This window comes from Gemmatimonadaceae bacterium, assembly GCA_035533015.1.
GTDB lineage: Bacteria > Gemmatimonadota > Gemmatimonadetes > Gemmatimonadales > Gemmatimonadaceae > JAGWRI01.
In genome coordinates this window covers 40,000-66,931 of record DATLUQ010000011.1, presented here as the reverse complement: position 1 = coordinate 66,931, position 26,932 = coordinate 40,000, and the positions used below count along the sequence as shown (strand labels likewise).

The window sequence follows — 26,932 nt, the reverse complement described above, 5'->3', positions numbered from 1 at the left end:
CGATTGTGGGATGGGGTGTAGGCGGCTTCGGTCGGTCACTGTACCGCCGCGAAAATCTTGTTGCAGAGCGCGCCGATCTTCCGCTGCTGATCGGCCACGGAACCGCTGAAGTCTCCGCCGGTGCCCGTGACCTGGATGTCGCACAGCAGATTGTTCTTCTCCGCGACCACCTCATGGAGCGGGTCCACCCAGGCGGCCTCGTCACCGACGCCGGCCAGTGGGGCCGCGGCCACCGGCATACGACCGCTCGTCCAGGTGTCCACGGTCGTCTTACCCAGCCCGGGCCGCAACGTTACGCTGATCGACGGGAAACTCCCCGTGGTGAACTGGCAGGTCTGCGGGTCTCCCGGAATGGGTTTGGTGCCGACGATCGGCGCGGTCAGAATGCCGGCGACGTCGGCCGCCGTCAGCAGCTTCCGGTCGCACGCGTTGCCAGTGGCGGTTTGCGCGGCGCCGGCCTTCGCACTACCGGAAGCCACTGCGGCTCCCTTGGCGGAGCCGTTCGAACAGCCCGCGGCGACGGCCACCAGACACGCTGCGGCGAGTACCACTACCGATTGACGAGACATGACCGCTCCTTGTGTGAAACGTGAGCCGTGCGCAGGCCGGCGTTCGCTGCTACGGGCATGCCGGATTGCATGCCTTGAGGTTGATGGTGTAGGTCGCGAGGTTCCCCTTCCCCGGGAAGTCCTTGCTGGCGTTCTTCACGATGAGCATGGACATGCCGCTCCGATGCACCGTGTAGGTGTCCTTCACGACGTGGTCGAGGATGAAGTGCGCGTTCGTGTAGGGGAGCGTGAAGTGGCCGAGTACGGGGAGCATGAGCGTGGTGGGGGCGATGACCACGTAGAAAGTGTGGCCCCTGGTATAGCTCTCGCTGAAGTCCGTCCTCGCATTGCCCATCACGATCGTGATCTGGCCGTTGGCGTACTGGCCCGTGACCGGGATGTAGAACGAAGTGGGAGATGTGAGGGCGTTCACCATTCCGCCGGCTCCGTTATCGGTGGCTGCAGGCGCGACGTCCTTCAGGTACACCGTTCCGCCCTTGGCCATCGAGCCGTACAGGTCGGTGCTGAACACGTTCTCTTTGTAAGTGAAGCGTGTCGCCCCGCCCTCGATCTGCCCGCTCAGCGCGACCGCCTTGCCCGTTGCCTCCTTGGGGTAGCGGAGCACGAGCGTGCCCTTGATGGCGGTGGAGTAGGTCCACCATTCGGTTGGCTTCCCTTCGCCGTTGGGTTTACTGTAGAAGTGCGCGAGCATGGTGGCCGTGAAGCTGCCCTGGAACTTCTCGCAGTACTGCGCGAACAGCCGTTCGTTGGCGTACGCCACGAGGTCTCCCGCCAGCGACGTCGCCTTGTCCAGGAGGTCGAGCGGACCCTTGGTGCCCTCCACGACGCTGGGCACGAACTTCTTGGTCTCGGTGACGGCGAACGCGTACCCCGGCGTGGCGCGAACCGATTCGGGAATGTTCTCCACCAGCTTCTCGGCGATCTCGCTCTCCGATCCCATCTCGAGTTCGTTCTCGGCCAGGCTCTCCGTCGGCTTGCCGGCGGCGGTCGGAAGGTTCTTCACGAGGCTGCCCACGGCCTGCGCGCCCGGACCGGCCGAGGCCGGTAGTTCCGATTGCGCCATGTTCGTGCCGAAGGCCGCCGCGAACTGCCACGGCTTCTTGGCGATTTCGATCATGTCCGGCACGGCTCTCAACGCTTGCGTCGCCTGATCGATCGCGTCGCAGGTCTTCACCCCGTTCTTGCTCTGGGCGATCTGCTTGGCGTACGTCTCCTTGGCCTGCTGGGCCTGTATGTCCAACTGCGCCAGGTGGTCGAAGAAGGGCTGCAGCGAAGGCTCGGCATCCGGACGCTGCTGCACCAGGGTCTTGTATGGCTGGAGCACATTGGGTAAGTGCGCCGTGTTCGACGTCGCCGTCTTGATCGCCTCGTCCAGCTCGTCGAGCTTTGTCTCCATCTGGCTCTTGGCCGGCGAGTCCGGCACGTTGTCCACCTGCTGCTTGACTCCCTTCACGATCCCGGCCGACTCGTCGAGCAGCGCCTTGTTGTCGGCGACGTCGTCATCGATGTCGATGAGCGATTGCATAACCGTGAACTGCCCGTACGCCGGCACGCCCTTCTTCCCGGCCTGCGCGCGCACCCGGTACATGCCGTTGCTCGCGGTGCGCGAGAAGTTCACTTGATAACGGCCGCCGGTGTCCGGCGTCGCGGTTAAGACGGTGGGAGCGCCGCCCGGGGGCGTGATCGTCACGAGCACCTGGACCCCGGGCTGCGGGTAGGTGAGGCCCGACACGGTGATCGTACCGTTGGGCGGCGTCGTAGATGGGGACACGTCCAGCGTTACCGTCGGGTCGTTGGAGTTGGGTGGCGGCGCCTGCGCCAGTGCCGGTGCCCCGAGCAGGCTGGCGAACAGGCACAGCGCGATCTGCAATTTGAAAGTTCCGTTCATGGGCGCACCGTCCGCGACATGGTAACTTGTGTGGGTTCCCCCGGCCGGGCGATGACCATCACCGATCGCGCGCTATGGGTACTGTCGGCATTGTCGTATGGGGCCGACCAGCCCGCGAACTCCAAACCGGCGGCCGCACCGGTGTCGGCCTGGGCCGCTGTGTCGGACGTGTCGCCCGACATCAGCATCTTCATGATGTTCTCCGGAGAGAGCTTGGCCGCGGTCTGCTGCAGGTTGGCCGTAGACGTTTCGTGCCATCCCGGGGGCACGCGCTGGTGATACCACGCGGCGACGGTCTGGAACGAGTCGTGCGTCTCGAGGGCACAACCCGTGGCGGTGTCGGCGGGCACGTCGGTCCTGACGGCGATGCTACTCATGACTCGGGTCACCCCGTTCGGGTAGCGCGGCAAGCCGGTCCCGTCGAGGCTGAAATCGTTCGCGACGCGCACCGTGACGTTCTGGTCCACCGCGCTGTCCGACATGCGCTTGCCGGTGTTGTCCTGATCCTCTGCCAACCGCGCGACGTAGTTACCGAACAGGGAATCACTCTCGCGTGGAGTCTTCTTGAATACGCCGGAACCGCCGGGCATCACGCCTGATCCACCACCGTTACCGGCATCAGCGCCGCCGCCGCCGCCGGCTGCGCCGCCGCCGTTGGCGGTGTCGACACCCCCGTCGATGTTGCCGGACGTCCCGCCCGTGCTCGACGCGGCTCCCTCTCCCGTGCCGAGCTTGATGTGCGAGCGCGCGGACTGGGAGGGGTCGCCTTTCGCGACCACTCTCGTGTTGCCCATGCCGCTGGCGCCGGCCGAGTCCCGCACGCATCTCCGGCGCGCCAACAGGTAGCCGAGAATGAACGCCAGGATGACTGATGCGGTCCAGAGCAGGCGCCGAGACCGTGTGCTCATCTGAAAGTCCCTCCGATGCACGTTGTGCTCACAGTCGCGAGCAGATGGCTGCCAGGAGCGCCTTCGCCTTGTTGTAGTCCGCCGACTGGAGACTCATGGCGACCATAACGTCGCGCCGCACGGCCATGAGCTGCGTGCCGTGGAGGAGCGCCGCGTGGTCCCACGGCCCGACGAGTGCGGTGTCCGTCCGCATCCCCACCGTCGCGGTCGCGCCCGGCGCCGCTGCGGCGCCATGCGGGCTGGATGAGCCGCCGACCATCTTCATCATGGCGCCCATCATCGTCTTCATTTGCGGCGATTGGTGCATGGTGTCGAGCGGTGAACTCACGGGCATGCCCATTATGCCACCCATCGTCGACATCCCGTGCGTTTGCGCGGCGTACGCCTTCTGGCCGTTCTGCCACCCGTACGAAACGGCGTACGTGCGTTCGCCCTGCGTCGTGTGCACGCGATACGTGCATGTCGTTTCAGGCGAATCGGAAGTCGGCGCGCCATCGAGTGGGCCGATGGCGGCCACGACCTCGGAAACCGGAATGAAATCGCACGCGTGCGCGGGATGGGCGACCGGCTTCGGCGCGAGCGCCACGGCCTTGGCGCCATCGTAGTTGAGCGGATGAGCCAGACGCGGGACCGCGATCCTGGCCAGCGTCAGCGCGTCCCTTTCCTGGCCGCTCGATCCGGTCACGTCGATGATGGCGGTTGCGTCGCCCTTCGTGGCGAGCACCGAGCCGCCGGGTATCCAGGTCGCGCGATCCCACGGACCGGTCGCCTCGGACTTCATGACGCGGTGGGCCATGGTGTCCATGCCCGTCGCGCCTGACTTGGCCATTCCGCTGCCCACCGTGTTGGGCACGTCCTGGGTGACCTTGCTGGCCGCCGCTCCGCCGCTCCAACTGGCCTCGACGGTCACCACGCGCCCGTCCTTGCCGCGATACACGCACTGGTCGCCGTGCACGTCCGGCACGCCGTCACTCGTCCGGTACGGCGGCGAGGAGAGCGGGCCCACAAAGGGTGCGGCTTCGCTGGCCGAGAGCAGCGTGCACGGATCCCCGGGGGCGAGAACCGCGCCGCGGGCAATTGCAGGGCCCATTAAATGAAGGGGCCCGGAACTTCCGCCCCACCCCACGAGGCCGGCCCACCCGACGACGGCGAGTCCGAACCCCATCCGGATCCCGGAACGAACGATAGACATGGTTACCCCCTGGCTGGCGTTGAACGGTCGAATTCCCGGGCAACGTACGGTGGCTGCGTCGCTCCGCCGTGGCGTGGCTGTTTGTTGCCGGGCGACGCGGCGAGACCTACATTCGACCGCCCATGATCGAGCTCAGTCTGCTGGGGCTCCACGCCCTCCGCGGGTCGGACGGACGAGAGATCACGTCGTTGCCGGCCCAGCCCAAGCGGTTCGCGCTGCTGGCTTACCTTGCGGTCAGCGGCGGCGGCGGGTACCACCGCCGCGACACCCTGGCCGCGATGTTCTGGCCCGATCTGGACCAGTTCGCGGCCCGGCGAGCGCTCCGGAATACGCTCTACCATCTGCGCGATGCGCTCGGTGAGGGGGCGATCATCACCCGCGGCGACGACGCGGTGTCCATCGACCCGGCGCGGCTGACCTGCGACGTGACCAGGCTCCAGGATGCGGTCCAGGCAGGCCGATACGAAGAGGCGGTGGATTGGTACCACGGCGAGCTGCTTCCCGGGATCCATTTCGCCAGCGCCGGCGAGGAGTTCGAGGAGTGGTTGTCGCGCGAGCGGCTCCGGGTGGCCGAACTCGTCACGCGGGCCATCCGGGCGCTGGTCGAGCGTGAAGAACAGGCCGGCAACGTGGCCGGCGCTGCGTACTGGGCGCAGCGCGCGTGTGCGCTGGCTCCCGGCGACGAGGGTTGGCTGCGGCGAGCGATGACGCTATTCGATGCGGGCAGCGATCCAGGAAGCGCCCTTCGCCTGTATGATGCGTTTACGCGTCGCCTGGCTACCGACTTCGACGCAAAACCGAGCGCAGAGGCCAAGGCACTCGCCGCGCGAATTCGCGACGGAAGCCGCCAGCCAGCGGCTCGTCCCGGCCTCGCGGCACCGCCGACCCAGGATTCGGTCACGGGGGATGGCGAGGTCCACGCCGCCGCCGCCGACGGCCCCAGCGCACCGGCTGCCGCCCTCATCGATTCGGCCGCTGCTTCGACGAAGCCACGGACGACACGCGTGCGCCGCGCCGTGGTCTGGGGAGTTCTGGCGTGCGCCGCCGCGGCGGTCGTCCTGCTCGTGGTGCGCGCCAAGAACGCGCGGCAGTCAGGCGCCGCCGATACCCGCAAGCGCGCACTCGTGGCGGTGTTCGACAATCGTACGGGGGACTCGTCGCTCCAGTCTCTCGGGCGCATGACGCAGGACTGGATCGCGGAGGGACTCCTGCGCACGCGCCTCGTCGATGTGGTGGATCCGCATGCGGTGTTCGTGCAGAGCCGCACGGGTGCGGGCGCACCGGTCGACCCGATCACGGTGGCGCATCGCACCGGGGCCGACATGCTCGTCTCGGGCAGCTATTATCGCACCGGCGATACGCTGTTCCTGCAGGCGGCTGTCACGGATGTTGGCACGGGGCGCATCGTGCGCGCGGTAGGGCCGATCTTCGCCAACGTGCGCACGCCGGTCGCCGCGCTCGACGAATTGCGGTCCCGCGTGATGACGGCCCTCGCGTCCGCGGTGGACTCGCACTCCATTCTGGATCCCGGCGAGGGCGAGGTTCCACCGTTCGACGCGTACCAGGCCTATGTGGAGGGTTGGGACACGTATTGGCACGGCGACGGCCGGCACGCCGAAGCGCTGTTCCTCCAGGCAGCGCACCGGGACACCGGCTTTGTGGCGGCGGCCATAGCCGCCGCCACGACGGGGGCGAGCGTCAATGACTGCGCGCTGGTCGATTCGGTGGCGCGCGCTCTCGACGCGCGGTCGCAGCCCCTGGGCCGTATACATGGCCTGTCTCTGCAGATCGCAGTGGCGCGCTGTCACGGCCGCAACGACGAGATGCTGCGGCTCGCTCTCGAGCGCGCCGACCTCGAGCCGCGCTCGTCTGACGTACAGCTCTCAGCCGCCGCGGCGGCGTTGTGGGCCGACCGTCCGCAACGGGCCCTGGACCTCCTCGAGCGGATCAATCCCCAGACCGACCTCGGCTGGAGCACGGATACCACGCACTTCGACTATTGGAGCGACCTCACCGAGGCGCTGCATCTCCTGGGCCGCCACGACGAAGAGCTCGCGGCGGCCGGTCGCATACCGGCCAGCGCGCCATTGAGCCGCGCGTGGATGCGGGGGCGTGCGCTCGCCGCGCTCTCGCGTCCGACGGCGGCGCTGGCTGTGATTGACAGCGCGCTTACGCTGCCCGTGGAGATGACGAACCTCGGACTTGCGCCGTATACCGACGGCCGGCCGCAGTACACCGCGACGCCGGGCTGGGTGGCCAACTGGATCGCGCGCGAGTTGGCCGTGCACGGCGACGCGGTGGCTGCACATCAGGCGGCGGCGCGCGCCATTGCGTGGTACCGGAGTCGTCCGCTCGACGAGCGCTCGACCCCCGAGGAACGTCTCGTCGCCAGCTGGTCGCTGGAGATGCTCGGCGCGTATCCCGAGGCCATACGCATGGCCAGGCAACTGGTCGCGGAAGACTCCACTAACGTGGATTATCGGGGAGAGCTTGCCGGGCTTGCCGCCGAGACCGGCGATTCGGCGCTCGCCGAATCGCTCGACCGATGGCTCGCGGCGCAACCGGTGTCACGCGTCGGCTGGACCGCAAGCCTGTACCGCGCACGGGTGGCGGCGCTGCTCGGCCACGGGGATGTCGCGGTGGCCCGCGTGCGCGACGCGATCGACGAGGGGGCGTGGCCGCTGTGGATCCACTTCGATCCCGGCCTTGCGTCATTGCGCGGCCGTGCGGACTTCATCGAATTGACCGCGCCGCACGATTGAAACTGGCGGCTCGTCAGCCCGGCGCCGGCTTGGTCAGCCGGAGGAGACACCACGAGCATGGCCAGGACGAGGAGCGCCTCGGTCAGGTAGCGCAGCAGCCTCTGCGTCTCTCGCGGTAGTGCGTGGGCGGCTTTGATAAGGAAGTACGCGGTGAGGAGCAGCCCGATGGTGTACGGCAGGACGGTCGTGTGATACGTGCCGTAGAAGCTCAGCCCCAGATGGCCGTTGGCGCCGCGCGGCACGAGCGCGAAATCTCCGTACGTCAACGCTTCCGATGGGCGATGCACCCCATGATCGGACACACTATGTTTGTCATATCGCAACCCTTTGCCGGCTTGTCTTTTACGGGCGGAACCGGCTATATTTTCTAGCTTGGTAGTTTGCCCTTCAAGAGGTCCAGGTCCATGAAAGCCGACATCCATCCTGCGTACGCCACGGCCACGGTCAAGTGTGCCTGCGGCAATACATTCGAAACCCGGTCCACCCAGGCCGAGATCCACACCGACGTCTGCTCGCAGTGCCACCCGTTCTATACCGGCAAGCAGCGCCTCGTGGATACCGCCGGCCGCGTCGAGCGGTTCCGCCAGAAGTTCGGGAAGAAGGCCTGAGCCTCCGCGACCGACTTGCCGATACCCTGGCCCGCGCGGCCGACGTCGAGCGTGCGCTGTCCGATCCCGGGGCTCTGCGCGATTCGCGCAAGCTGGCCGAACTGGGACGCGAGCACCGTCGCCTGACCCCGCTGGTCGAGCTGGCCGCTCGGCTCCGCAAGCAAGAGAACGAGCTCGCGCAGGCCCGCGAGCTCGTTTCCGTTGACGACCCCGAGATGGCGGCCGAGGCGACGGCCGAGGTCGAACGGCTGGAGGCGTCCATCGCCGGGATGGAGGAGCGGCTCAAGCCGATGCTCGTGCCCCACGACCCGCTCGATGACCGGAACGCGATCGTCGAGATCCGGGCCGGCACGGGTGGCGACGAAGCGGCGTTGTTCGCCGCCGACCTCTACCGCATGTACACCCGCTACTGCGAGCGGCGCGGCTGGAAGCTCGAGGTCATGTCGTACTCCGAAGGCACGCTCGGTGGGATTAAAGAAGTCATATTCAAGGTGGCCGGCGAGGGCCCCTTCGGCGCCATGCGCTGGGAATCGGGCGTGCACCGCGTGCAGCGCGTGCCCGCCACCGAGAACCAGGGCCGCATCCACACCTCGGCCGCTACCGTGGCGGTACTCCCCGAGGCCGAAGAGGTGGACGTGAAGATCGACGAGAAGGAGCTGCGCATCGACGTCTTCCGCGCCTCGGGCCCGGGCGGCCAGGGGGTGAATACCACCGATTCCGCCGTCCGCATCACGCACCTGCCCACCGGGATCGTGATCAGCCAACAGGACCAGCGCTCGCAGATCCAGAACAAGGCGCGCGCCATGGACGTGCTGCGGGCCCGCCTGCTCGACCTCCGCCTGGCCGAGCGCGAAGCGGAGCGGGCCCGCATGCGCAAGACGCAGGTGGGCACGGGCGACCGCTCGGCCAAGATTCGCACCTACAACTTTCCGCAGAGCCGGATCACCGACCACCGCATCGGCTACACCACCCACAATCTGCCGGGCGTACTCGACGGCGATATCGGCGGACTGATCGAAGCCCTGCGTATGGCCGATGTCGAGGAGCGGCTGAGTGTTGCCTGACCGGCCGCTACCGGACGACACGCGGGGGCTGCCACGGGTCGTGGGCCTCGGCGCGCTCACGGTCGGGGCGGTCGTGCAGCAGGTGGCCGACGGATGCGCGGCCCCCAGCCCGGCGGCCGCCACGGCGCAGGCCCGCGAGATCGTGGGCGCGCTGCTCGACGTGGGGCGCCACTGGCCGGCCCTGCACGCCGACGCTCCCGTGGATGCGATGCTTCTGGCCCGCGCCCTCGAGGCGGCGCACCGGCTGAAGCGGGGGATGCCCTTTGCGTACGCGGTGAGACGCGCGGCGTTCCGGTCCCTCATGCTCGACGTGGACGAGCGCGTGCTGATCCCGCGTCCGGAAACGGAGATGCTGGTGGAGCTGGTGCTCGACGCGACGCGCGCGACGCGCGGCGGGCTGGCGATCGATGTCGGCACGGGATCGGGGGCGATCGCGCTGGCGCTGGCGCAGGAAGGCACGTTCGACCGCGTGATCGGCGTGGACGTGTCGCTCGACGCCCTCGACGTGGCGCGGCACAACGCCACCGCGCTGGCCCAGGGGCTCCGGGCGGCGGCGGAGTTCCGCCATGGGTCGCTGCTGCGGCCGCTGGCCGGTGTTCGCGCGCGGGCGATCGTGTCGAACCCACCCTACATTGCGTACGACGAAGTGCGCGCGCTGCCGGCGTCGGTGCGCGATTGGGAGCCGGTCGCGGCGCTGCTGAGTCCCGATCACGGGTTGGCGGTGACGCGGGCTCTGGTGGGTGGGGCGGCCTCGCAGTTGGAATCGGGTGGTGTCCTGGCGCTCGAAGTCGATGCGGGGCGCGCCTCATTGGTGGCGGAGATGGTCTCCGCCGATACAGCTTTCGCAGACGTCTCGGTGCGGTTCGACCTCGCCGGGCGCGAACGGTTCGTCGTTGCACGGCGACGGGAGTGGAGATGATCGAAGAAAAGGCGAAGGACCTGGGGCGCCTCATCGGCCAGAGCGCGGAGTACCAGGGGCTCAAGCGCGCCAACGAGGCGCTGGGCGAAGACAAGGACGCGGTGGCGATGCTGCGTCAGATGGAGCAACTCCGGGTGGACGCGCAGCGGATGATCGCGCGCGGTGAGCGGCCGACGCCCGAGATGGAACAGCAGCTCGACGATCTGTTGGCAAAGGTGCAGGGACAGCCCGTGTACCAGCGGCTGATCGTGTCGCAGGAGAACTTCGACAAGACGATGGCGAAGGTGAACGATTGGATTCTCGACGGCATCGAGAAGGGTGCGTCGAGTCCGATCATCATGCTGGGGTGACATGACCCGGGGCCCACTGATCGTATTCGAGGGGGCGGAGGGCGTGGGCAAGTCCACGCAGCTCCGCCGGCTCACGTCGTGGCTGGAGTCGGGCGGGCGCGTGGTGCACGCGCTCCGCGAACCCGGCGGTACGCCCCTCGGTGACGAGATCCGGCGTTTGCTGCTCGATCCCGCCTCCGACATCACGCCGCGGGCCGAGGCGCTGCTGTTCATGGCGTCGCGTGCCCAGTTGGTCCAGTCCCTCGTGCGGCCGGCGCTCGCCGCGGGGCACGTCGTGCTGCTCGACCGGTTCTTCTTATCGACGTATGCCTACCAGGGCGCGGGGCGCGGGCTGCCCGAGCGCGAAGTGATGGAAGCCAACGCCGTGGCGACCTCGGGGCTGGTGCCCGATCTCACGCTGCTGTTCGCGTTGCCGGTGGCCGAAGGGCTGGCGCGTGCCGAAAAGCGCGGGGAGCGCGACCGCATGGAACGCAACGGCGACGAATTCCACCACCGGGTGGCGCAGGCGTTCGCGAGCTTCGCCACCGAGGCGTGGCAGGCCGCGCACCGCGAATGCGGTCCGATCGTGACCGTCGACGCGTCGGGATCGGCGGACGACGTCTTCGCGCGGCTACTGGCGGTGGTCGAGCCGCGGATCGGCTGAGGGCCGATCCACCTGGCCGGTCACGAATGATCGGTCGGCCCGGCCCCGCGCTCCGGTTCGCTCAGCACCTGGATAACGAGCAGCGCCAGCACCAACACGTGAATGGCGGTGCACCAGGCGCAGATCCGGCCGATCACGCCCAGTTCCTGGTACACCAGCCAGAGCACGGCGCACGTGCCGATCAACGTCCAGCCGAGGCCGGCCGCACGCAGCGCGGGCGATTGCCCCCGCGCGCCCGCGCGAACCGGCGGCAGCGCGAGCCCCAGGGCGACGACGAACCAGAGCAGGCCCCACACGGCAACCGGTACGCCGAACGCGAACGCCGATGGGCTGGTCAACACCGTCTCGCAGTTGACCAACGACCCACCGCTGCACACCAGCGGAACGCTGCTGTCGTAGTGCAGGAGAGTCAGATACCCCGCGATGAGCAGCCCGAGAAGCGTGAGCGCGAGTCGGACGCGATCGGAGGTCCGGCGGCGCATCAGGGTGCTTTGTCGGGCAGCGCCTTGACCGCCTGCTGGATTGCCGCGCCGGCGCAGACGTCTGCCGGCCGGTTGCCGTCAACGGCGCAGATGGTCGCCGTGATCTGGTTGGCGTTGGTCAGGATGGCGCGCGCCGCGTCTCCCGATCCGGTAGGCAGCGTGGCGGCGATTGCGGCCTGCGTCTGGTTGGCCAGGACGGCGGGCGAGTACGGGGAGCCGCTCCACATGTAGCGCCCGCCGATGAGGATGAAGGGAATGCCGCCGACGTTCGCCTTGTCGACATACGGCGGCGCGTCGTACCGCTCCAGGAGCGCTTCCTGCTCCGCCGTGGGCGCCTGGAGCGGTTCATACCGCCCGTCGGGGAGCTGCACGTCGCTCTCCAGTTCGACCGATTGAAACTCGATGTACTGGCTCGCATAGGTGCCGCCGTGAAACGAGAACGTCGGCGTGCTGGGATACACGTCGACCGAAGACGACGCGGAGTACGTGAGCCCGGAGAAACTGCCGAACCGGGCGAGCGCGGTGATCATCGACCATCGGGCCGCCGCGCAGTACGGGCAGTAGAGGGAACCGATATACAGCACGACCGGCTTGGCGCCGGACCCGCCGACGCTGCCGACGAACGTGGGCCGCGACGCCCCCGTCGTGCCGGCGCGTTCCCAGACCGCCGGCGGAATGGACGCGAGGTCGTCCATCACGGCCGCGGGAACCGGAATCGGCGCCGCCGTGGTCGCAACCGGCTGGCGCGCGGCGTTGCGGCGATTGACGGCGGCGGCGATCGTGCCGACGAGCGCGATGGCGACGACGATCAGCACCAGGGTCTGCTTGCGAGCCATGAGTCAGTCTCCCGATATAGGCGTTCGGATTGCTCGGCGCGCGGTCAACGAGCGACCACCCGCGCGCCCTTGGGCACCGCGAAATTGAACGCGGCGTCGTCCACCGGCACGTTGACGCGCAGCGACGTGAGATGCACTCGGCGCGTGACGCCGTTGGGCTCCACCACCTCGAACTGTCGGACGTACCCGTCGGCATCGTCGATCCAGACCGTGGCCTTCGAGAACTCCCTGGGGCCGTCGGGCTTCGGCGTGAGCACGACCACGCGCACCGGCCGGCCGTCCACGGTTGCGGCGCCCCCATCCGCCAGATCGTACTTCGTGAATGGATCGTCGAGGAACGCGCCGGTGAGATCCACCGTGCCGCCCCCCTCGGCGACTGGCCGCTTGATCACCTGGCCGGGGGTGCTGCTCGGCAGATAGAGCCAGAGCCAGGTGCCGTCGGCCACGATGCGGTCGCCATCGGGATCGCGGAACCGCACGGCGAGCTTGTTGGGGCGCCGCTGCTCGTATTCGCCCTGTGCGTGGGCCGATGTCCCGGTGAGCGCGTTCGATACCGTCTGCTCGAAGGTCGCCCGTACGGTGCGGACCTTGGACCAGGCGTCCACGGCGTGCTGTACGGCGGCATGCGCCGATGATTGCTGGGCCTGCACGCCGACGGCGCTCACGAGGAGCGCGGTGGCGAGGCCGGTGAGGGAGAGGCGGGTGATCATGATTCGTGAGGCCGGAACGCCGCACTGGCGGCGCGACGTTCCCTGGCCTACCCCACCGGGAGCGGCGCGGTGCCGGGCGTGGGGAGCACCGACCGTCCGATCGCCGCCGCGATCGCGCGGATCTCGCCTACCAAGCGCGCGAACTGCTCGGGGTAGAGCGACTGGCCGCCGTCGGATAGTGCGCGGTCGGGGTTCGGGTGCACCTCGACGAGGATCCCATCGGCGCCCGCGGCAATCGCGGCCCGGGCCATCGGCGTGACCTTGTCGCGCAGGCCCGTGCCGTGGCTCGGATCGGCGATCATCGGCAGGTGCGAGAGCTTCTGCACCACCGGAATCGCCGTCAGGTCGAGCAGATTGCGCGTGGTGGTGTCGAAGCTGCGAATGCCGCGTTCGCACAGGATCACCTGGCTGTTGCCCTCGGCCAGGATGTACTCGGCGCTCATGAGGAGGTCGGTGATCGTGGCCGCCATGCCGCGCTTGAGCAGCACGGGCTTGCCGATGCGGCCAACGGCGCGGAGCAGCGAGTAGTTCTGCATGTTGCGCGCGCCGATCTGGATGCAGTCGGCGTACTCGGCGACCAGGTGGGCGCCGTCCTCGTCCAGCGCCTCGGTGACGATGGGGAGACCCGTCTCGCGCTTGGCCACGGCGAGCATCTCGAGCCCCTTCTTGCCGAGGCCCTGGAAGGCGTAGGGCGAACTGCGTGGTTTGAACGCGCCGCCCCGCAGCGCCGTGGCGCCGGCCGCGCGCACGGCGCGCGCCGCCGTCACGATCTGATGTTCGCTCTCCACCGAGCACGGTCCGGCGATGATGGCCACGTCGTGCCCGCCGAACGACACGCCGGGGGCGATCGTGACCACGGTGTTCTGCGGCTGCCACTCGCGCGAGACCTGCTTGTACGGTTTGGAGACGTGAATGACTTCGGCCACGCCGGGCAGGGCCTCGATGCGCGACGCATCGACGCGCCCGTCGTTGCCCACGAGGCCAACCGCCGTGCGTTGCTCGCCCGGCATGGACCGCGCCTGGTAGCCCATCTCCTCGATCGTCTGCACGACGCGGTCCACCTGGTCGGGCGTGGCGCCGTGCTGCATCACCACCAACATGTGCACTCCTAGATTTCGGTCTGCCACCCGTCGCGAGCGACGGTGAGCGGACCCGGGTATCGTGCCGCCACCGCGGCTGGGATGTCCGTCTCTTCCACCGGCGGATAGAGGTGCGTGAGCACCAGTCGCCGTGGTCTCGCCAGTTCCGCGAGCGCGCCGCACTGTTCGGGCGTCAGATGCTCCGGAATGGCCAGGGCCTCGGGGAGCGAGCACTCGCACAACAGGACGTCGCACCCATCGGCCCACTCGGCGAGGGCGGGGAAGTATCCCGTGTCTCCCGTGTAGACGAGGCGGTGTGCGCCGGCCGTCACGGAATATGCCACACTCTCGGGGGTATGGGGAACCTTGAAGGCTTCGAGCACGAGATCTTCCCCCACGGCCAGGGGGGTCTGGGGGGCGATTTCCACCACCTGCAGGGGGAATCCGGGGTCGAGCACCCAGGGGCCGTAGGCATCGGCCAGGCGGTGGAGCAGGTCGGCCGTGCCGACCGGCCCGATCACGGTGAGTGGCGCGCTCCGTGGAGGGAGGATGCCGTATCGGCAGGCGAAGATCAGAGTGGGCAGGTCGCCGTGGTGGTCGATGTGGAAGTGCGACAGCGCGACGTGCGTGATGGCCGGCCAGGGCAGGGCAAGCTCCGCGAGCCGGCGGGCCACGCCACTTCCGCAGTCGAGTAGCAGCCGCACGTCGCCCGCCTCCACGAGGTATCCGGCGCAGGCGCGGGTGGGCGCGAGGGCGATGGTGCCCGTACCGAGGATCGTGAGGCGCATCATTTCCCGAGAAAGACGATCTTCTTGAGCAGATCCTTGCCGTTGGCGCGCAGGCGCACGAAGTAGATCCCCGGTGGCACGACGCGGCCGGCGGCATCGGTGCCGTCCCACTGGAAGCGGGGATCGCATCCCGACTCTCCCTGGTCGGTGTTGCGGCCGTATTCGCCGGCGGCCATCGAGCCGCCCTGGTCGGGGCCCGGCACGATGGTCTTCACCGCGTTGCCGCGCAGGTCATAGATGCCGAGGTGGACGAAGTCCGACGCGGCGAGGTCGAACCAGATACACGTGACGGCCGACGCCGGCGACGGGAAGGGGTTCGGAAAATTCTGATAGAGCAGGGTCGTGCGGGCGGTTCCGAGGATGACGAACGTGGCGTTGCTCTCGGCGATAGCGGTGTCGAGGGGCGAACCGTTGACGAGCTGGGCCACGACGTTCCAGGTGTACGACGTCTGCGACTGGAGGAGGTCGGCGGGCAGCGTGTAGGTCGTGTCGCCCAGAAACTGGGCGAGGAACTCGACGACGTTGGTCTTGGCGTTCACCACGCTGAGCGCGTAGCGCCAGGGCCCTGGCGGCGCGGTGACGCCGATGGAGTGCCACACGAAGGTGGGGCGCAGGGTCGACACCGAAACGTTGTTGAAGCCGTTGGGCGAGAGCAGCGTGAGCCAGGAGCCGACGAACTTCGGCGCGCTCACCTCTTCCGAGAAGGTGCGCCCGCTGGCCGTGATGCCGCGCAGGCGAAAGTACACGGTCGAGTTGGCCTTGAGCGGATGCATGAGGAAGAACGTCGCCGTGTCGCCCTGGCGCGCCGCCGAGTATACGGGGTTGGCAAAGTCCGGGGTGTTGGCGATGTCGAGCTGCAGGGTGACCGGGCGCATCGAATCGGTCACGCCCACGGTGTGCGCGGCGAGGTACGGAGCGGCCGCGATGCTATCGCCGCCGGGGATGGGAAGCGTGGCGAGTTGGCCGCGCGCGGTCCCACCCGCGATCGCGACCAGGGCGGCGGCGAGGGCCGCCCGCACCGCGGCGGCGCGCGTCATGCCGTGGCGGCGGTCTCCGCGGGCTCGTCGGCCGGCGACTCGTCCACCGAGGCGCCCTTCATGCGCACGCTGACCAGCGACGACACGCCCGGTTCCTGCATCGTGACGCCGTACACCGCGTCGGCGGCTTCGGTGGTCGTCCGCGGGTTGTGGGTGATGACGATGAACTGCGTCTTCTTCTTGAACTCGGTGAGCATGCGCACGAACCGGCCGATGTTGGCGTCGTCGAGCGGTGCGTCCACCTCGTCCAACAGGCAGAAGGGACTGGGTTTGGTGAGGAAGATGCCGAACAGCAGCGACAGCGCGACCAGGGCCCGCTCGCCGCTGGACAACAGGTTGATGCGCTGCGTGCGCTTGCCGCGCGGCGAGGCATGGATCTCGATGTCGCAGTCGAGCGGCGTTTCGGGGGTCTCCAGCCGCAGGTCGCACTCGCCGCCGCCGAACAGCGTCATGAAGATCTGACGGAAGTTCTCCCGCACCTGCGCGAACGTCTGCAGGAACAGCTCTCGGGCGGTGGTGTCGATCTCCTTGATGGCCTGTTGCAGCGCGTTCCGCGCATCGGTCAGGTCCGTGCGCTGCGCGGTCAGGAACTCCAGGCGCTTGGCCGTCTCGTCGTGCTCCTCGACGGCCAGGACATTCACGGCCCCCAGTTGCTCGAGCTGCTGGCGCAGGTCCTCGGTCTCGGTGCGGAGCGCCTCGTCGTCGAGGTCCAGCGGCTCGGCGGCGGCGATCATCTGATCGAGCGGCTTGCGCCACTCGGTCTCGAGCCGCTCGCGAATGGCGGTGCGGCGGCCCGACAGCTCGGTGAACCGCAGTTCCGCCTGGTGGAGTTCGTCGGCCGTGGTGCGCCCTTCGTGGCGCGCGTGGTCCAGCGCGTGTTCGGCCTCGGTGAGCGCGGTGTCGGTATTCCCCACGGCGCGCTCGGCGGCGAACAGGCGCTCCTCGCCGTCGGCGAGAGCGGCCTGCCGAGCCTCGAGGTCGGTCTGCCAGGCCAGCGTCTGCTCGGCCAGCGAGGCATCGCTGTCGGACAGGCCGCCCAACTCGGCGCTCAGCGATTCCAGCCGCTCGGACGCGGCGTTCAGTTCCTCGCTCATCCGGCGCTCGCGGTCGGCAGCCACCTGGGCGCGGGCCTGCGCCTGCGCCTGTTCCACCTGCCACGCGGCGCGCTGTTCACGCGCGCGCTCCTGTTCGGCCTCGGCGCGGGCCTGGGCGGCGCGCGCGTTCGCGATCTCGATCTCCCGCTCCGCGATGGCGGCGCTCAGCGCCCGGCCCTGGTCGTCGAAGGCCAGGATGGTCGTGCGCAGCTCCCCACATCGGTCGCCGAGACGGCGGGCCAGTTCGGACGCGTCCTGGACGTCGCGCTCGGCGCGCTGCACGGCACGCGCGGCCTCGGCATGGCGAGCACTCGCGCGGTCGCCGGCATCGTGCGCCACCGACGCCTCGCGCGCCGCCTCGGTGAGTCGCTGCTCGGTCTGGGCGAGCGCGGCGCTGGCCGATTCCAGGGTGGCCAGCGCCGCTCCACGCCATGCCTGAGCGGCGGTCAGTCCGGTGCGCAGGGCAAACAGCTCGGCGCGCCGGCGCAGAGGTCCGGGACCGCCGCCCGTGCCGGGCAGCCACACCGCGCCGCGCCCGTCGACGAAGGCCGTGCCGTCGGATTCAGCGAATACCTCGCCGAGCAGCGCCCGCACCCAGGCCTGCGCGGGGGCGGCGGCCTGGACCACCGTGGCGAGCGCGCTGGCCGGTTGCAGATCGGCGGACGCCTCGCGAAGCGCGGTAGCCGGGGGCAGACTGGTGGGCGCCTTCGGGGCCGCATCCGCCGGCAACAAGAGGAGCGGGCCGGGGTTGGCCTGCAGGTGCCACTCGCGTACGGCCTCGGCCACCTTGCGGTCGCGCACCAGCACCGCGTGGACGGTGGCCCCGAGGAAGCGCTCGACGAGCACGGCGGACGCCTGATCGGCCGAGACGAAATCACTCAGCGGGCCAAGCACGGCCCCGTTCCCGAAGCGCTCGCGCTCCTTGAGCAGACGAGCGGCGGCGGGGGCGAGGCCCACGCGTTCGCGCTCCAGGCCTTCGAGGGCATGCACTTTGCCCTCGAGTTGGGTCACCGACTGCTCGACCCGGGTCAGGGCGGCACGGGCATCGGCGTCGCGTTCGCGGGCGGTGCGCTCGGCGTCGCGAGCGGCGTGCAGCTCGGTTTCGCCGGCGCTGGCGCGGGCCTGGGCGGCATCGCGTTCCACGGCGGTGGCGTCCTGCTCGCCCATCACGCCGGCGAGCGCATCGGCGAGCGCGGCGCGTTCGAGTTCGAGCGCGCTCACCTGCGTGGTGGCGTCGGCCAGTTCGCGCTGGGCGCGCTCGCGGTCCAGTTCGATGCGGCGAGCGCCGTCCTGGACGTCGCGCAGCGCGGCGTCGGCCCGCTCGGTAGCGGCGCGGGCGGCGGCCACGGTCTCGCGGCTGGCGTCCTCCCGGCGCTGGCGATCGGCCAACTCGGCTTCGAGCGCGTGGAGGGTCGCCTCCAACTCCTGCCGCTCGGCCAGGGCGCGGTCGCGATCTTCGAGTAGGCGGGCGCGGGCGGTGTGACCGTGGGAGGCCTCGGTCTCGGCGCGCTCGCGGCGCATCTGCGTGTTGCGCCGCCGTTCCTCGGCCACGGCGAGCTCGCCGCGCAACTGCTGGGTCCGTTCCCGCAGTTCAGACACCAGGCGCGCCAACTCGCCGCGTTGGGCCTCGGCGCCCGCACGCGCGCCGTGGGCGGCGTCGCGCGCCTGCTCGGCGGCGGCTATACGAGTTTCAGCAACGGGGAGCTCGGCGCGCAGTTCCTGTACGCGCCCCTCGAGAACGGCCAGCTCCTCGCGCCAGGCCTCCATCTCGCGGGCGACGAGGGCGATCTCCACGGTGTACCGCCGCGCGCTCAACTCGCTGTGGCGCTCCGCCCGGCGGCGCTGGCGGGCCAGCGACCGCACCTGCGTGGTGACCTCGGCGATCAGGTCGTCGAGCCGCTGCAGGTCGACGGTCGTCTCCTCCAGCCGGCGCTCCGTGGTGCGCCGGCGGTCGCGGTACAGGCCCACGCCGGCCGCTTCCTCGAACAGCTCGCGGCGGTCGTCGGGCCGGTCGGAGAGCAGGGCGTCGATCATCTTGCTTTCGATCACCACGCCCGTGTCGGCTCCCAGCCCCGTCCCGCGCAACAGGTCGTGGATGTCGCGCAGGCGGCACGGCGCGCCATTGAGCAGGTAGTCGCTCTCGCCCGACCGCGACAGCCGGCGTGTGATCACCACCTCGCGGAAGGCGACCGGCAGCCCGCCGTCCTGGTTGTCGAAGTGCAGCGACACCTCGGCCACGTTCACCGCCCGGCGCGCCGATGACCCCTGGAAGATCACCTCTTCCATCTTGGCGCCGCGCAACAGGCGCGCCCGCTGCTCGCCCAGCACCCAGCGGACGGCGTCCGATACGTTGGACTTGCCGCACCCGTTCGGCCCGACGATGGCGGTCACGCCCTGGTCGAAGGTGAGCGTCGTGGAATCGGCGAACGACTTGAAGCCGTGCAACTCGAGTCTGGTCAGCCGCACTAGAATGGTCTCCCCGTTCGGTAGGCGAGCGTGGCGTGCACGCCGGCCCGGCGCAGCGCGGCCGCCAGCAGCGTCGTGTCCGACGCCGAAGCAAACGCGCCGGCGTAGAGCCGCGCCCGGCCGTCGGCCTGACGCAGCGCGTACACCGGCACTCCGCGCGCGGTATACACCGCCATGCGGGCCGCCGCGGAGCCGGCCGCAACGTCCCGCTCGATCATATAGGCCAGGGGAACATGCACCACCGTTCCGCCCGATTCACTGAGTTGGCCGTGGGAGCGCAGGTCATCGAGCAGTCCCGCGGCTTCCACGGAGTCCCGGTAGGCCCCAGCCAGCACCTGATACTCGCCGGCCACAACGTGTGGGATGGCGACGTACGTGCCTGCCGGCAGGTCCGCCCCCATTTGACGCAGCAATAAGATAGCACCGGCTGCCGTATTCGCATCCGCCAGATGCACGGCATAGCCGGCGGCCGTCGCCGAATCGCCCGTCACGCCGGGCATGGCCGCGGCCGCGAGCCCCAACGCCAGGGCGGCTGCTCCCGCCGTCTGCCGTTGCCCGGTGCGAGCGCGCTGATAGTAGGGCCCGTGTCCCCGCACCAGCGGCCGCTCCATGAGCCAGCCGGCCAGGGCGATGCAACAGGCGAACAGGGCGACGCCGAGCAGGCCCGGCGCCACGCGACGAACGCGAGGGGGCAGCGTATGAACGGCGGGGGTCATCATGGTGTGGCCTCGTAGACCCAATAGGAGTGTTGCGACGCCCGCCCCACGCGCTCGGCCTCGTCGCGGGTGGGGAACGGGCCGAGGACCACGCGGTAGATCGGCGTCCCGTCTCGAACCGTAACGAGGACGCGGGCCTTCTGGCCCTCGACTTCGATCTGCGACGCGAGGTCCCCGGCGTGACTCTCCGACAGCAGCGCCGCGAAGGACACGACATACCCCACGGGGCCCCGGGCTTCGGAATCGGCGGCCAGGGCCCGCCCGGCGCGGCGTGCCGCACTGTCGGCGGCCTGCGCCGCCCGGGCGGCGGAGTCGGCTGCCGCAGCGTCGATGGCCGTGCGCACGCTGTCGGCCGACGCGAGGTTGAAGCTCACCGGCTGGTCGAGCGACGAGGCGCGCGGACGGAAGCCGTTCCAGTGGAATGCGAACCAGAAGTCGCTCGCGCCGCCAGCCACGGTCCGCGCTGGTCGCAGCGTCTCACCGTCCACGAACGTCACGTCGCCATTCTGCGCCAGGGCGATCGCCCCGTCGGGTCCCACGAAGGGCAGGTCCCGCCGCCAGGCAGTGGCCACCGTGCCGATCGTGCGCCCGGTGCCGATCGCCACGACCCACGCCGAATCGCCATTGGCGGTGCGGGCCAGGACGTAGCGCCCCAGCGGATCGACGCGCAGGTCCGATGGCTGGCCGGGCAGGTCGATGTGGTCGGTGACCCGGTTGCGGTACCGGTCCACCACGCTCACCTGGTGGCTCCCTTCGTTGGCCACGAACACCCGGTCGCCGCTGGGTGACGATACGGCGGCGACGATGGGCGAGCGGAAGTGTACCGGCGGGGTCCAGTCCAGGGTGCGCGTGGCGAGGCTCACGAGCCCGGAGTCCACGATCAGGTAGAGGCGGTCGCCCACCTGCTCCGGCAGCGGCCGCCAGGTGGCGGGAAAGCTGGCCGAGTCGAGGATCTTCGGCTCCGGTGGAAAGAGCTTCCACACCGTAGTCTGCGGGCCGCGTCCACCCACGACGAGCAGCGTCCCGTCGCGCTGCGGAAACACGGCGCGCGCCGACCGCGGCGGCTTGAACGTCCAATTGGCGGATTGGGTGAGGCGGACGACGGACCCCATGGCGTCCATGCCGTAGAGCGCCGAGCCGTCGGCGGAGTTGGCGCCGAGCAGGGGCATGACGGACACTTGGTCGGTCTGCCCCAGCCGGAAGTCAATGCGCATGGCGCGCTCCCGGTCGTCGGCGAACACGACCGCGCCGGCGTCCTCGTCGAAGCCGAGCACGCGATCCACGGCCGCGGCGTTCGACCCGCTCCACACCACCGAGTCGAGGTGCGAGTATGCGAAGACGCGCGGCTTGCCGCCGGTGCGCGGCACGCGCAGCACGAGGGCGTCAGGGCCGCTCTGTGAGCCATTGCCGGCGCCGCTCACGGGCACGAGTCCCTTGGGCTCACCACCGCATGCGGCGATCACGGCGGCCGCCGCGAGCAGGGTGCGCCGCATCAGAAGCTCGGCCATAGCGACCAGGTCCAGAATCCGTGCCGCCCGGGTTGATCGAGCGGAATGGAATAGTCCCAGCTGATGAGCGCGTAATCGAACAGGTTCAATCGGAGGCCCACCCCATAGCTGCGCAGCGGATATCGTTGGTGTGTGAGATCATAGTTGTCCGGGCGCGATCCGTACACCGTCTGGCCACCCGACCAGGCCAGTCCCTCGTCGTAGAACAGGGCGCCGTTCACGTCCGGGAACGTGAACGGAAGCCCGCCCAACTGGAGCTTCTTGATGAGCGGGAACCGCAGTTCCACGTTGCCCACGAGCACGCGGCTGCCCAGCAACTGGAGTGCGCTGCAATTGGACTGGTTGGCGCCGACCACCGGGCAGTCGGCGCTGAACTGATTGTTGCGGTCGTACCCGCGCACGAAATCTGGGCGGGCGATGTACTTGGGAAACGCCGTCTCGTCGCGTCCCACGGCTACGTCGGCGTAGAGGCGCGTGGCGAGCGTGAGATAGTCGAAGATGATGGGATCGTAGCGACGGTAGTCGGCAAGATACTCCATCCACTGATAGGCGCCGAACACGGGGGTGACCTGCAGGCGGTACCGCTGCCCGGCGATCGGGCCGGTGGGAGTATACAGCGAGTTGTCGAATACGTACGCGGCTTGGGCGTCGAGGTAGTTGAGGGTGGGGTCGCGGCGCGTGCTGTCGAAGGTGAACGGCGATACGGAAATGCCGTTGGTCAGCGACCGGCTGATGAACCACCGCTCGCGGTCGATGTTGTTGAACCCGCCCCCCAGCTCGACGCGCGCGAAGCGGTTGAACGGATAGGAGGTGAGTCCGTACACCTGGCGCGCCACGTAGGTGGTGATCTCCTGGTGCTCGATACCTTGGGCGCGCCCGGTGGCGGACTCCACGGAATCGCCGGTGAGAAAGTAGAAGGGCGATTGGGCGACCCCGGCCGTGTACTGCCACCGGTGTGCGAGATCGCTGAACGCGGCGTACACGCGGGCCTCGCTCAGCCGGCCGTTGATCGCCAGGGAGAGGGCCACGCGATGGTCGTCGAGCATGTCGCCCAGCACCATCGTCGCGCCGCCGAACAGGTTGCGGCCGTAGTTGTCGGGGGCATAGCCGATACTCGGGCGGGCCACGTACTCGGGCAGGAAGCTCATGCCGGCCGGCTCGTCGCGGAACCGGGTGGTGTCGGGTAGGCCAAGACTCATGCTGTCGAGCATCCCGGCCACCGTGATCACGGCCGAATCGGGGTGTTGGCGCAGCGACGTCGAGTCGCGGCGCGCGGGTGGCGGAGTGGGCACCTGGGCCACGACCGCCGGCTGGTGGTAGGGCGTGCGGGCCAGCGAATCGGGGTGGTCGACGGTCCACACGGTGTACTTGCCGTTCTCGTAGTAGGTCAGGGCGAGGCGGTCGGCATTGCGCGCCCATGAGATGGCGGGGCTGTACTCGGTGACGCCGGACACCGGGCCCACGAGGTTGGTGAGCTGGTAGTGCTGGCCGGTGTCGAAGTCGTACAGGAAGATGTTGGCCGTGCCCGCGCGGTCCGAGATGTAGGCCAGCGATTGCCCGTTGGGCGACCACTGCGGATTCAGGTTGAGGCCGGCCTGGTCGGGGAGGAGTGTGATCGAGCCCGACGCCAGGTGGTACAGCGCGATGCGCCACTTGGGAAAGCGCAGGAGCGCGAAGCTGGCGTCGGGCCCGCGGTCGGTGACGAACGCGATGGTCGTGCCGTCGGGCGACCAGGCGGGCTGCAGTTCGGCGTACTTGTCCATCGTCAGGCGCTGCAGGTCCGTGCCGTCGGCGTTCACCACGCAGAGGTCGGTGATGCCGCCGTGGTCGCCGCTGAAGGCGATGCGTTTGCCGTCGGGCGACCAGGTGGGATTGGTGACGCTCTCGAACGGCAGCTGGTCGAATCGCGCGATCGCCTTGCGGGTGGCCACGTCGAGCACGTACAGCACGTCGCGTCCGGCGTACTGCGCGGCGAACGCGAGCTTGCGACCGTCGGGCGAGAACGCACTCTGCGAATACAGCACGCGCAACTCTTCGTAGTTCGGATTCCTGGTGCTCTGCACCAGTCGCTCGATGCGTTTGCCGGTCTGCGCGTTGGCCAGCCACAGGTCGATGAACACCTGCCCGCGGAGGCGGCTCCCGTTGGCGAGGAACGCCACGGTCTTGCCGTCGGGGGAGAGGGTGGGGGCGAGGAAGATGTCGCCGCCGCTCCGCTTGGGATTGAGCAGCGGCTTCGCCACGTCGCGAATGCGCTGCAGAGTGGCGATGGCCGGCAGGTAGCGGCGCTGCAGGTACTCCTTCCACTCCTCGCCCAGGTCGTCCAGCGACAGTCCGGTCTCGCGCGTGATGGCCTTGGCCACGCCCAGGCTGGGGGTGGCGCGCAGGATCTGGCCGATGGCGTCGTCGCCCCAACGCTGCCCGATGTACGCCCACAGCGAGTGGCCGTAGCGGTACGGGAAGTACTTGTCGGGGTCGTCGGTCATCTCCTGAATCGTCGGGATCGTGCCGTTGAGCGCGGCATCGCGCATCCAGGCATCGGTGAGCGGCGTGGAGGGGCCCAGCGACAGGTACTCCGCCATGCCTTCGGCGTACCACAGCGGCGGATTGACCCGCGCCAGCGCCTGCAGCCCGTTGCCGGCGTGCCCGCGCGCGAATACGTCGTACTGGAAGGCGTGCACCATCTCGTGCGTGAGCACGTGCTCGAAGCTGCCGTAATCGCCGGTGAAGTTGAGCAGCATGCGGTGGCGCAGGGCTTCGGTCACGCCGCCCGTCGCTTCGCCCAGGTCGCCGGTCACGTTGTTCTGCGCGAAGTCGGTGCGCGACGCGAACAGGACGATCGGCTTCTTCTCGATGAACTTGTGGTCGAGAATGCGCGACAGGCGGGCGTAATCCCGCTCGGCCATGCGGGCGGCGTCCATCGTGGCCGTGCGCTCGGCCGGATAGTAGTAAATGAGAAAGTGGTCGGTCTCGAGCAGGTGCCAGTCGAAGTGCGTGTAGTGCACCTGATTCTGGCCAAAGTAGTCCTGGGCCTGCAGCGTTCGGGCGGGCGCGGCCCACAGCGCCAGCGCGATCGCCGCCGCCGTGGCCCGGGTCACGCCCCCGCCCGCTGCGCCGCCACCGGCACCACCTCGGCGTCGCTCCACAGCCGCTCGAGTTGGTAGAAGCTGCGGAGCGTGGGATGGAACACGTGGACCACGAAATCCACGTAATCGAGCAGCACCCACCGGCCCTGGGGGAGTCCTTCGGTATGCGCGGCGTGCTGGCCCGCCTTGGCCAGCCGTTCGGCGACGTGATTGGCCAGCGCGCGGACGTGCGTGTCGGACGTGCCGCTGGCGATCACGAAGTAGTCGGTCATGTCCGAGACGCCGGCGAGGTTCAGGATGACGACGTGTTCGGCCTTGTGGTCAACGCAGGTCTGCGCGGCCAGCTGGACGAGCCGCGGCACCCCGGAAGCGCGGGAAGTCATGTCGTAGATTAACCCCGCCCGTGGGGCCGCGGGAGCCTGAACGGACGCGCCGCCGGCCGCGGAGCGGCCGGCGGCGCGCTGCACCGGCGGGACGTGCCCGCCGGCGCTATTCCTTGATGACCCACACCCGGATTTCGGGCTTCACGTCGGCGTGCAGGCGCACCGGCACCTTGTACACGCCCAGCGCCTTGATCGGCTCGTGCAGGTCGATCTGCCGCCGCTCGAGCTTGAAGCCCTGCGCTTCGAGCTGGTGGTGAATGTCGGCGGCGGTCACCGAGCCGAACAGCTTGCCTTCTTCACCCACGCGGGCGGAGAAGGTGAGCGAGACCTGTTCGAGCCGGCCGGCCACGCCCTGCGCCGCCTCACGCCGCTCGTTCTCTGCGGCCTCGAGTCGCGACCGCTCCTGCGCGATGCGCTTGAGGTTGCCCGGCGTCGCCTCGTACGCGAGCCCGCGCGGCAGCAGGAAGTTGCGGGCGTAGCCCGGCCGGACCGTGACCACGTCTCCCGGCTTGCCGAGATTCTCGATGGCCTGGCGAAGGATGATTTGCATAGGAATACCCGAATACGGTTACGAAGTGGGGCGGGCGCGGTTCCGCCAGTCGGCCCAGGTGTCTCCCAGGCCAAGGCCGAACGCCGCGAGCGCCAGCGACATGAAGCCGAGCACGGCAACGACGTTGAGGAAGGGCGCCCAGAGCATCACGAATCCGATGACGGCCGCGACGGCCAGCACCTTGGGCGCGAGGAACCAGGACAGCACACCCAGCCCGCGCATGGCATACAGCGCGCCGAAGAACACGAGCAGGTTGCGGCCGAACGACTCGAACGCCGACAGCGTCGGCAGAAAGACGAGGGTCAGTCCCACGATCAGCCCCCAGACGAGCTGATCGTTGAAACGGAATTCCCGCAGCGGCGCCAGCGGTGGACCGAGACGCGCGCGTCCGAGGCGGTGATACACGGCCCAGGCGATGGCCAGCGCCGCGAGCGATTCCAACAGCAACAGCGACGGATACAGACTCGTGCCCGCCGTGGCCAGCACGCCCAGCTGCACCTGCGTCTCGGCGGGCAGCGAATCGAGCCGTGGCACCTTCTGCACGAGCGCCTTCCAGTCGTCCGGGTACTGGCCGATGAACGCGTCGAGCGTGCTCATCGTCTCGGCGTTCCGCCGCGTCAGCTCGGTCTGCACGGCGGTGTGCACCTCGGTGCTGCGCACCGGGCCCAGCTGGCTCATCACGAGCGCCAGGGCCAGCGCAATGCCCAACGCCACCAGCGCCCGCACGAACAGTGGACGCCGTACGCCGAACAGACACACCAGCCCGAAGGCGCCCGCCAGCAGCAGGCTCCAGCCCCGCTGCAGATTGGCGAACACCGAGGGCTCGCTGGGCGGCTGCACCACGGCATACACCGCCAACGCGAGGAACAGGAGTGCCACGGTCAGCCGGCCCCCCGCCCACCAGCCCACCACGAAGCAGGCGGCCAGCGCCGGCACCAGCAGACCCAACGTCTGCTCGACCGGCAACACCGCCCGGAACTGCGGAATGGTGGGCACGAGGACGAACGCCAGGACGGCGAGGATGAGCTTGGCCCATCCGTGCTCGGCCGGCGCCGGGGCAACGGACTCGGACATGCTAGCTCTGCAGACCGCTGGTGTATGGGATCAGCGCCAGGTACCGCGCACGCTTGATCGCCGTGGCCAACTGCCGCTGATGGCGCGCACAGGTACCACTCAGTCGGCTGGGCAGGATCTTGCCGTGATCGGTGATGAAACGGCCGAGCGTCCGATCGTCCTTGTAGTCGACCCAACGCACCCGGCCCTCGCAGAACGGGCAGGTCTTGTTTTGGCGGCGCAT

Annotated in this window: 24 protein-coding genes; 6 read left to right on the top strand and 18 right to left on the bottom strand. The window is 69.2% G+C overall.

Annotated features, from left to right (window positions below):
• Positions 1-35: 35 nt before the first annotated feature.
• The 4 genes from VNF92_01670 to VNF92_01655 are packed head-to-tail and all read right to left on the bottom strand — an operon-like array spanning position 36 to position 4,557.
• Complete coding sequence (locus tag VNF92_01670) at positions 36-569, bottom strand: hypothetical protein (GenBank protein ID HVA56569.1); 534 nt, start codon at positions 567-569, stop codon at positions 36-38.
• A 49-nt stretch (positions 570-618) separates the two neighbouring features.
• Positions 619-2,457, bottom strand: a complete 1,839-nt coding sequence (locus VNF92_01665) for a hypothetical protein (protein HVA56568.1) — start codon at positions 2,455-2,457, stop codon at positions 619-621.
• On the bottom strand, positions 2,454-3,365 hold the full coding sequence (locus VNF92_01660; GenBank protein HVA56567.1) for a hypothetical protein: 912 nt from the start codon (positions 3,363-3,365) through the stop codon (positions 2,454-2,456). Before VNF92_01660 ends, VNF92_01665 begins: the two co-directional genes overlap by 4 nt.
• Positions 3,366-3,393: 28 nt before the next feature.
• A complete protein-coding gene (locus tag VNF92_01655) occupies positions 3,394-4,557 on the bottom strand; it encodes a hypothetical protein (protein HVA56566.1) in 1,164 nt (387 codons plus the stop codon).
• Positions 4,558-4,679: 122 nt separating this feature from the next.
• Between VNF92_01655 and VNF92_01650 the strand changes: the two genes are divergently transcribed.
• From VNF92_01650 to tmk, 6 genes are all read left to right on the top strand, one after another.
• Positions 4,680-7,319: a BTAD domain-containing putative transcriptional regulator gene (locus VNF92_01650; GenBank protein HVA56565.1), complete on the top strand. Its 2,640-nt coding sequence runs from the start codon at positions 4,680-4,682 to the stop codon at positions 7,317-7,319.
• A 404-nt stretch (positions 7,320-7,723) separates the two neighbouring features.
• A complete protein-coding gene (rpmE, locus tag VNF92_01645; GenBank protein ID HVA56564.1) occupies positions 7,724-7,927 on the top strand; it encodes a 50S ribosomal protein L31 in 204 nt (67 codons plus the stop codon).
• Positions 7,837-8,991 (top strand): peptide chain release factor 1, encoded by a 1,155-nt coding sequence (prfA, locus tag VNF92_01640; GenBank protein ID HVA56563.1) that lies wholly within the window; start codon positions 7,837-7,839, stop codon positions 8,989-8,991. The genes rpmE and prfA overlap by 91 nt, the downstream gene beginning before the upstream one ends.
• Positions 8,981-9,910 (top strand): peptide chain release factor N(5)-glutamine methyltransferase, encoded by a 930-nt coding sequence (prmC, locus tag VNF92_01635; GenBank protein HVA56562.1) that lies wholly within the window; start codon positions 8,981-8,983, stop codon positions 9,908-9,910. Before prfA ends, prmC begins: the two co-directional genes overlap by 11 nt.
• On the top strand, positions 9,907-10,260 hold the full coding sequence (locus VNF92_01630; GenBank protein ID HVA56561.1) for a YlbF family regulator: 354 nt from the start codon (positions 9,907-9,909) through the stop codon (positions 10,258-10,260). The genes prmC and VNF92_01630 overlap by 4 nt, the downstream gene beginning before the upstream one ends.
• Position 10,261: 1 nt before the next feature.
• A complete protein-coding gene (gene tmk, locus VNF92_01625) occupies positions 10,262-10,903 on the top strand; it encodes a dTMP kinase (GenBank protein ID HVA56560.1) in 642 nt (213 codons plus the stop codon).
• Between the two features lie 20 nt (positions 10,904-10,923).
• Here tmk and VNF92_01620 read toward each other — a convergent pair whose 3' ends face one another.
• The 14 genes from VNF92_01620 to rpsR all read right to left on the bottom strand — a co-directional run bounded on the left by VNF92_01620 (position 10,924) and on the right by rpsR (position 26,932).
• Entirely contained in the window at positions 10,924-11,385 is a 462-nt protein-coding gene (locus VNF92_01620) for a vitamin K epoxide reductase family protein (protein ID HVA56559.1), read from the bottom strand.
• Positions 11,385-12,221, bottom strand: a complete 837-nt coding sequence (locus VNF92_01615) for a DUF929 family protein (GenBank protein ID HVA56558.1) — start codon at positions 12,219-12,221, stop codon at positions 11,385-11,387. The genes VNF92_01620 and VNF92_01615 overlap by 1 nt, the downstream gene beginning before the upstream one ends.
• 44 nt (positions 12,222-12,265) lie before the next feature.
• Positions 12,266-12,931: an outer membrane lipoprotein carrier protein LolA gene (locus VNF92_01610; protein HVA56557.1), complete on the bottom strand. Its 666-nt coding sequence runs from the start codon at positions 12,929-12,931 to the stop codon at positions 12,266-12,268.
• Between the two features lie 47 nt (positions 12,932-12,978).
• The gene (aroF, locus tag VNF92_01605) at positions 12,979-14,031 is read right to left on the bottom strand and encodes a 3-deoxy-7-phosphoheptulonate synthase (protein ID HVA56556.1); all 1,053 of its coding nucleotides are present in this window, start codon (positions 14,029-14,031) and stop codon (positions 12,979-12,981) included.
• An 8-nt stretch (positions 14,032-14,039) separates the two neighbouring features.
• On the bottom strand, positions 14,040-14,801 hold the full coding sequence (locus VNF92_01600; GenBank protein HVA56555.1) for a ribonuclease Z: 762 nt from the start codon (positions 14,799-14,801) through the stop codon (positions 14,040-14,042).
• A complete protein-coding gene (locus VNF92_01595) occupies positions 14,798-15,835 on the bottom strand; it encodes a hypothetical protein (protein HVA56554.1) in 1,038 nt (345 codons plus the stop codon). The genes VNF92_01600 and VNF92_01595 overlap by 4 nt, the downstream gene beginning before the upstream one ends.
• The gene (gene smc / locus VNF92_01590) at positions 15,832-19,395 is read right to left on the bottom strand and encodes a chromosome segregation protein SMC (GenBank protein ID HVA56553.1); all 3,564 of its coding nucleotides are present in this window, start codon (positions 19,393-19,395) and stop codon (positions 15,832-15,834) included. The genes VNF92_01595 and smc overlap by 4 nt, the downstream gene beginning before the upstream one ends.
• Positions 19,395-20,114, bottom strand: a complete 720-nt coding sequence (locus tag VNF92_01585; GenBank protein HVA56552.1) for a hypothetical protein — start codon at positions 20,112-20,114, stop codon at positions 19,395-19,397. Before VNF92_01585 ends, smc begins: the two co-directional genes overlap by 1 nt.
• On the bottom strand, positions 20,111-21,619 hold the full coding sequence (locus tag VNF92_01580; GenBank protein HVA56551.1) for an SPOR domain-containing protein: 1,509 nt from the start codon (positions 21,617-21,619) through the stop codon (positions 20,111-20,113). The genes VNF92_01585 and VNF92_01580 overlap by 4 nt, the downstream gene beginning before the upstream one ends.
• Entirely contained in the window at positions 21,604-24,714 is a 3,111-nt protein-coding gene (locus VNF92_01575; GenBank protein HVA56550.1) for a hypothetical protein, read from the bottom strand. The genes VNF92_01580 and VNF92_01575 overlap by 16 nt, the downstream gene beginning before the upstream one ends.
• Positions 24,711-25,085, bottom strand: coding sequence for a ribosome silencing factor (rsfS, locus tag VNF92_01570; protein ID HVA56549.1), 375 nt, complete (start codon positions 25,083-25,085; stop codon positions 24,711-24,713). Before rsfS ends, VNF92_01575 begins: the two co-directional genes overlap by 4 nt.
• A gap of 106 nt (positions 25,086-25,191) precedes the next feature.
• Positions 25,192-25,635, bottom strand: a complete 444-nt coding sequence (gene rplI / locus VNF92_01565) for a 50S ribosomal protein L9 (protein ID HVA56548.1) — start codon at positions 25,633-25,635, stop codon at positions 25,192-25,194.
• Positions 25,636-25,653: 18 nt separating this feature from the next.
• On the bottom strand, positions 25,654-26,709 hold the full coding sequence (locus tag VNF92_01560) for a DUF2232 domain-containing protein (GenBank protein HVA56547.1): 1,056 nt from the start codon (positions 26,707-26,709) through the stop codon (positions 25,654-25,656).
• 1 nt (position 26,710) lies between these two features.
• Positions 26,711-26,932 (bottom strand): 30S ribosomal protein S18, encoded by a 222-nt coding sequence (gene rpsR, locus VNF92_01555; GenBank protein ID HVA56546.1) that lies wholly within the window; start codon positions 26,930-26,932, stop codon positions 26,711-26,713.

Bases quoted from the DNA above. Each gene is read 5' to 3' on its own strand.
- VNF92_01630 (HVA56561.1), top strand. From the start codon at position 9,907: ATGATCGAAGAAAAGGCGAAGGACCTGGGGCGCCTCATCGGCCAGAGC.
- VNF92_01580 (HVA56551.1), bottom strand. From the start codon at position 21,619: ATGGCCGAGCTTCTGATGCGGCGCACCCTGCTCGCGGCGGCCGCCGTG.
- VNF92_01670 (HVA56569.1), bottom strand. From the start codon at position 569: ATGTCTCGTCAATCGGTAGTGGTACTCGCCGCAGCGTGTCTGGTGGCC.
- VNF92_01655 (HVA56566.1), bottom strand. From the start codon at position 4,557: ATGTCTATCGTTCGTTCCGGGATCCGGATGGGGTTCGGACTCGCCGTC.
- VNF92_01600 (HVA56555.1), bottom strand. From the start codon at position 14,801: ATGATGCGCCTCACGATCCTCGGTACGGGCACCATCGCCCTCGCGCCC.
- VNF92_01560 (HVA56547.1), bottom strand. From the start codon at position 26,709: ATGTCCGAGTCCGTTGCCCCGGCGCCGGCCGAGCACGGATGGGCCAAG.
- rpsR (HVA56546.1), bottom strand. From the start codon at position 26,932: ATGCGCCGCCAAAACAAGACCTGCCCGTTCTGCGAGGGCCGGGTGCGT.
- VNF92_01650 (HVA56565.1), top strand. From the start codon at position 4,680: ATGATCGAGCTCAGTCTGCTGGGGCTCCACGCCCTCCGCGGGTCGGAC.
- VNF92_01665 (HVA56568.1), bottom strand. From the start codon at position 2,457: ATGAACGGAACTTTCAAATTGCAGATCGCGCTGTGCCTGTTCGCCAGC.
- tmk (HVA56560.1), top strand. From the start codon at position 10,262: ATGACCCGGGGCCCACTGATCGTATTCGAGGGGGCGGAGGGCGTGGGC.
- VNF92_01660 (HVA56567.1), bottom strand. From the start codon at position 3,365: ATGAGCACACGGTCTCGGCGCCTGCTCTGGACCGCATCAGTCATCCTG.
- VNF92_01620 (HVA56559.1), bottom strand. From the start codon at position 11,385: ATGCGCCGCCGGACCTCCGATCGCGTCCGACTCGCGCTCACGCTTCTC.
- aroF (HVA56556.1), bottom strand. From the start codon at position 14,031: ATGTTGGTGGTGATGCAGCACGGCGCCACGCCCGACCAGGTGGACCGC.
- VNF92_01585 (HVA56552.1), bottom strand. From the start codon at position 20,114: ATGATGACCCCCGCCGTTCATACGCTGCCCCCTCGCGTTCGTCGCGTG.
- rpmE (HVA56564.1), top strand. From the start codon at position 7,724: ATGAAAGCCGACATCCATCCTGCGTACGCCACGGCCACGGTCAAGTGT.
- rplI (HVA56548.1), bottom strand. From the start codon at position 25,635: ATGCAAATCATCCTTCGCCAGGCCATCGAGAATCTCGGCAAGCCGGGA.
- VNF92_01610 (HVA56557.1), bottom strand. From the start codon at position 12,931: ATGATCACCCGCCTCTCCCTCACCGGCCTCGCCACCGCGCTCCTCGTG.
- VNF92_01615 (HVA56558.1), bottom strand. From the start codon at position 12,221: ATGGCTCGCAAGCAGACCCTGGTGCTGATCGTCGTCGCCATCGCGCTC.
- VNF92_01595 (HVA56554.1), bottom strand. From the start codon at position 15,835: ATGACGCGCGCCGCCGCGGTGCGGGCGGCCCTCGCCGCCGCCCTGGTC.
- rsfS (HVA56549.1), bottom strand. From the start codon at position 25,085: ATGACTTCCCGCGCTTCCGGGGTGCCGCGGCTCGTCCAGCTGGCCGCG.